The following is a 3554-nucleotide window of genomic DNA, read 5'->3' as shown; positions in this document are numbered from 1 at the left end:
TCCTTAAATTCTTTGCTGTAACGTTTCATTGCGATCCCCTCCGTCTCTGTTCGTTCAGTTTAACAGATTTTTGGGGAATTTGCGACTGCACTTACAGGGTACTACTCCAAAGGGTTTGAAATAATTTGACAACAGATTATTTAGTTGTATTTTCTTGTATTGGTTGCAAAAAGGTTGCAAAGCTAAGGTGGAATTCTTAACCGCAAAAAGAGTTGACAGATGTCTTACCTTTTGCTATACTGATTTTAGTAAGACAGTTGTATTCGGTAGATTTTAGTATACGTTAAAGAAAGGAGTATTTTAATGAGAATTCAAATGAGGTTGAGTAGACCAACAGTGGTGGCTATTCAGGAATACAAACAAATTAAATTCGCTGACCCTAAAGCGAAAGTTACCAATGGTTATTTGGTAGGAATGGCCTATAAAGCTATTCAGAACGACTTAGATAGAATAGATTGGCAAGCAATCAATTCTATGGATATTCCTAATGTTACTAAAAATTATGATGACAGTATATCTGATTTGCAGACAGCCTTAAACTTAGAAGCAGCTGTATTGGATGGTATCGAGAAGTTACAAAATAAATTTATGAGCGTTTTTTCTACCAAGAAAATGTTTAAACCATTTGTTATTAAACTTATATTGTTTGCCGCTATTCTTAAAGAAACAGACAATCTCACACTTTTAAAGGAGGAAAACAATAATGAATAAACTAAAAAAACATAATAGTGTTGTTTCGCTATGAACAGGAGGAAAGTAAAATGTTAGCAAGTGAAATGATTGCAACTATTAAGCATGTAGAAAAGGAACACTATGGAATTACTCAGATGTATGCTAAACGGATTGCTATCTTTCAGTCAGAAAACCTGCCTATGACCCAAGGTGTGGAATACGATAGTGCTTTTTATGATTTTGTAGCTGAAATGGAAAGTGTAAAAAAATGTAAGATCTATATTCCTACCGCTAAAAAAATCCTAAATAACTGGTATTTATGGGCGAAAGACAATTTACAAGCGTTAAGTAAAATTGAGCCTTTTACATATGACCCTGACCCAATTCAGCTTCTTATTAAAAATGATTTTCGTGTAGACTATAAGTGTTTTGCCGAAAGCGCAACGGAAGAATCTATCGAAAAGATTAAAGGGCGTATGCCGCAAAATTCTGAATTGTTTGCAAAACTTAAAGCCGTAGCAGATAAACAATATGCAGAAACAATCGGAGAACGCGGCTTTTCCTATCCATATTTAGTGAAGGTAGTGGCCGGATTTTGTGAAGTTTGGAACTAATTAAGTAAATGGGCAACCAAGAGGAATTAAAATTATGCCATTAAAGATTACAGATTTACGCATAGATCCCACCAGCCTTGGAGAAACTTTTCTCCTTGCCGACATTACGCCTAGTTATGAGTATAAAGACGGGGCAAGAACTGATAAGCTGGACGGATACCGTTACTCGGTAGTTTTGCCGGCGCATAAAATGGAAAAGTTGAGTGTAAAAGTTTCAAATAAAATTCCTCTCGTCGATATTGGAAATAGCGAGGGAATACCGATTGGGACAGCGGTGAAATTTTCAAATTTGGAAGTTGGCTCATATTACTCCAAGACACAGGGAATTTGTATTACGGCTAAGGCCGACAGTGTGGATTTTGCCAAATGAAAAAGAAGAAAAAATTCAAAAACGTATCCTTATACTGTAAACCTGTCAATAGTCCGTTGTATTTCTGCATAACTGCTACCCTTATTGGAATTATCGGGAGAGGTTTTCTGGTGGAGAACCTCTCCCCTTCTTTTTTATATTCGTTCTTTTCCTACTTGTGGTCTGCGGTTATATTATTCGGCATAATAAGGCTGTGGCTATGGTATCGAAAGCAGCGTTTTTACATTAAGTTAGAGAAAAATTTGTATTTTTTCTTGCAGTCTTATAATTTATGCCAGACAGAAATCATTGATAGAGAGAAGGTGGTTTCCAATTCAGCAGTATTCGGCTACCTTTTAAACGATACAGAAATTATCATCAGAGCATACAAACAAGGGGATATCTATACTGACAAAATGAACCAGTTCGATACTTCCTTATCTGCTTTACTTGGTTTACCGCTGGAAAATAAGATTGATACAATCAGTTATTGCGATTATATTTTCAGCAGATATAAAGACAGACGCATCATTATCAATCATTCAAACGCCGCTTATAACAATACAACCATCCTGCCTTTGAGCAATAATTTAGCGTGGAATATTTTGAAGCAACCGCACTTATTATTAGCAGGAGTCACGGGTTCAGGCAAGACAACATTTTTAAACTACCTCATTATTGAGATGAAGAAAATGCAAGCTGATATTTATATCTGTGACCCGAAACGTTCAGACCTTGCAAGCCTTAAAAGTATTCTTGGGGCTGAATATGTGGCAAGTGACGTAAACAACATTGCCAAGCTATCCCGCATTGTAAAAGAAAAAATGGAACAACGGTTTATTGACTACAAGGAAAACGCAGATCATTTTGTATATGGATATTCTTTTGTTGATTACAAGCTAAATCCAATCTTTATTCTGTTTGATGAATTGGGAGCGTTCCGAGCCAGTGCGGATAAAAAAGTATTTGCAGAAACTATGGCAAACTTGACCGAGGTGATTTTGAAAGGGCGGGAAATGGGTGTATTTTGCGTTTTAAGCACACAACAGCCAAATGCCAATAATATTCCCACCGAACTGCGAGATAATCTTTCTGTGCGGATTGCCCTAGGGAATATGAGCAGCGAAGCATATCGAATGGTATTCGGTGAGGATATTAAGGATTTATCTTCCATCAGTGCTGTGGGAGGCGGTTATATTTATTTGGATGGTTTAGGTTGGTCAAAGCCGAAATCATTTGAAGCGCCGTACTTGGACTACAAAAAATTTAATTTCATCGAGGAGTTGAAAAAATATCAGCAAAATATATCAGACGGAAATCATTAGACCTCATTTCTTTTGTGTTTTCACAGTTTGCGGAGCATAACTGAGCGGAGCGATAAAAACACAAAAGAATGAGGTGTCACAAGCCCGCAGGCTTGTGTAACTTAACTTGATATATAGGACAACATCTGGAGAATTTTCAATGTATTCTCGAAGTAAACTATGAGGGTTTTACTTTGAAAAGCAAGGTGGACTATTACAATGTGAAAATCATTGAAACACCTACAAGCATTGAAGTTTGGGAGTATCTGGACAAGCCGGTCATTCACACAGTTAAAACGGAAAAAGAAAAGAAAAAAGAATTAGATATTCAAGAATACAAGGAAGAAAAAAACGCTTCGGAGCATTATGACGCACTAAAACGCAAACAGAAACATTATGAAAATATGCGCTGGGTACTTGCAAGAATTATTGATTGTAATTTTGATGATAAAACAAAATTCATGACCTTGACATTCAAAGAGAACATTGACGATGTAGCATATATGCATACGGCGGCGGCCAGCGGCCGCTGGTGCGGAGCAGAACGGCCGCGGTGCGGTCTGAGTAACAGCCGCCACTAACAACTTGATGTAGTCCAGATATTCTCCATAATGG

5 protein-coding genes are annotated in these 3554 nt (G+C 37.1%); all 5 read left to right on the top strand.

The features are described 5' to 3' along the window. Window positions 1-303 precede the first annotated feature (303 nt). The 5 genes from ACTQ3V_RS15330 to ACTQ3V_RS15310 all read left to right on the top strand — a co-directional run bounded on the left by ACTQ3V_RS15330 (window position 304) and on the right by ACTQ3V_RS15310 (window position 3520). Window positions 304-711: a hypothetical protein gene (locus ACTQ3V_RS15330; RefSeq protein ID WP_373166340.1), complete on the top strand. Its 408-nt coding sequence runs from the start codon at window positions 304-306 to the stop codon at window positions 709-711. A 50-nt stretch (window positions 712-761) separates the two neighbouring features. After that, entirely contained in the window at window positions 762-1286 is a 525-nt protein-coding gene (locus ACTQ3V_RS15325; RefSeq protein WP_373166342.1) for a hypothetical protein, read from the top strand. A gap of 34 nt (window positions 1287-1320) precedes the next feature. Next, a complete protein-coding gene (locus ACTQ3V_RS15320) occupies window positions 1321-1656 on the top strand; it encodes a hypothetical protein (protein ID WP_373166343.1) in 336 nt (111 codons plus the stop codon). After that, complete coding sequence (locus ACTQ3V_RS15315; RefSeq protein ID WP_373166344.1) at window positions 1653-2960, top strand: FtsK/SpoIIIE domain-containing protein; 1308 nt, start codon at window positions 1653-1655, stop codon at window positions 2958-2960. The genes ACTQ3V_RS15320 and ACTQ3V_RS15315 overlap by 4 nt, the downstream gene beginning before the upstream one ends. Window positions 2961-3160: 200 nt before the next feature. Then, window positions 3161-3520, top strand: coding sequence for a hypothetical protein (locus tag ACTQ3V_RS15310; RefSeq protein ID WP_441468257.1), 360 nt, complete (start codon window positions 3161-3163; stop codon window positions 3518-3520). Window positions 3521-3554 lie beyond the last annotated feature (34 nt).

This window comes from Candidatus Agathobaculum pullicola (assembly GCF_052117205.1).
Classification (GTDB): domain Bacteria; phylum Bacillota; class Clostridia; order Oscillospirales; family Butyricicoccaceae; genus Agathobaculum; species Agathobaculum pullicola.
This window is presented reverse-complemented; position numbering and strand designations above follow the sequence as displayed.

Bases quoted from the DNA above. Each gene is read 5' to 3' on its own strand.
- ACTQ3V_RS15315 (WP_373166344.1), top strand. From the start codon at position 1,653: ATGAAAAAGAAGAAAAAATTCAAAAACGTATCCTTATACTGTAAACCT.
- ACTQ3V_RS15320 (WP_373166343.1), top strand. From the start codon at position 1,321: ATGCCATTAAAGATTACAGATTTACGCATAGATCCCACCAGCCTTGGA.
- ACTQ3V_RS15330 (WP_373166340.1), top strand. From the start codon at position 304: ATGAGAATTCAAATGAGGTTGAGTAGACCAACAGTGGTGGCTATTCAG.
- ACTQ3V_RS15325 (WP_373166342.1), top strand. From the start codon at position 762: ATGTTAGCAAGTGAAATGATTGCAACTATTAAGCATGTAGAAAAGGAA.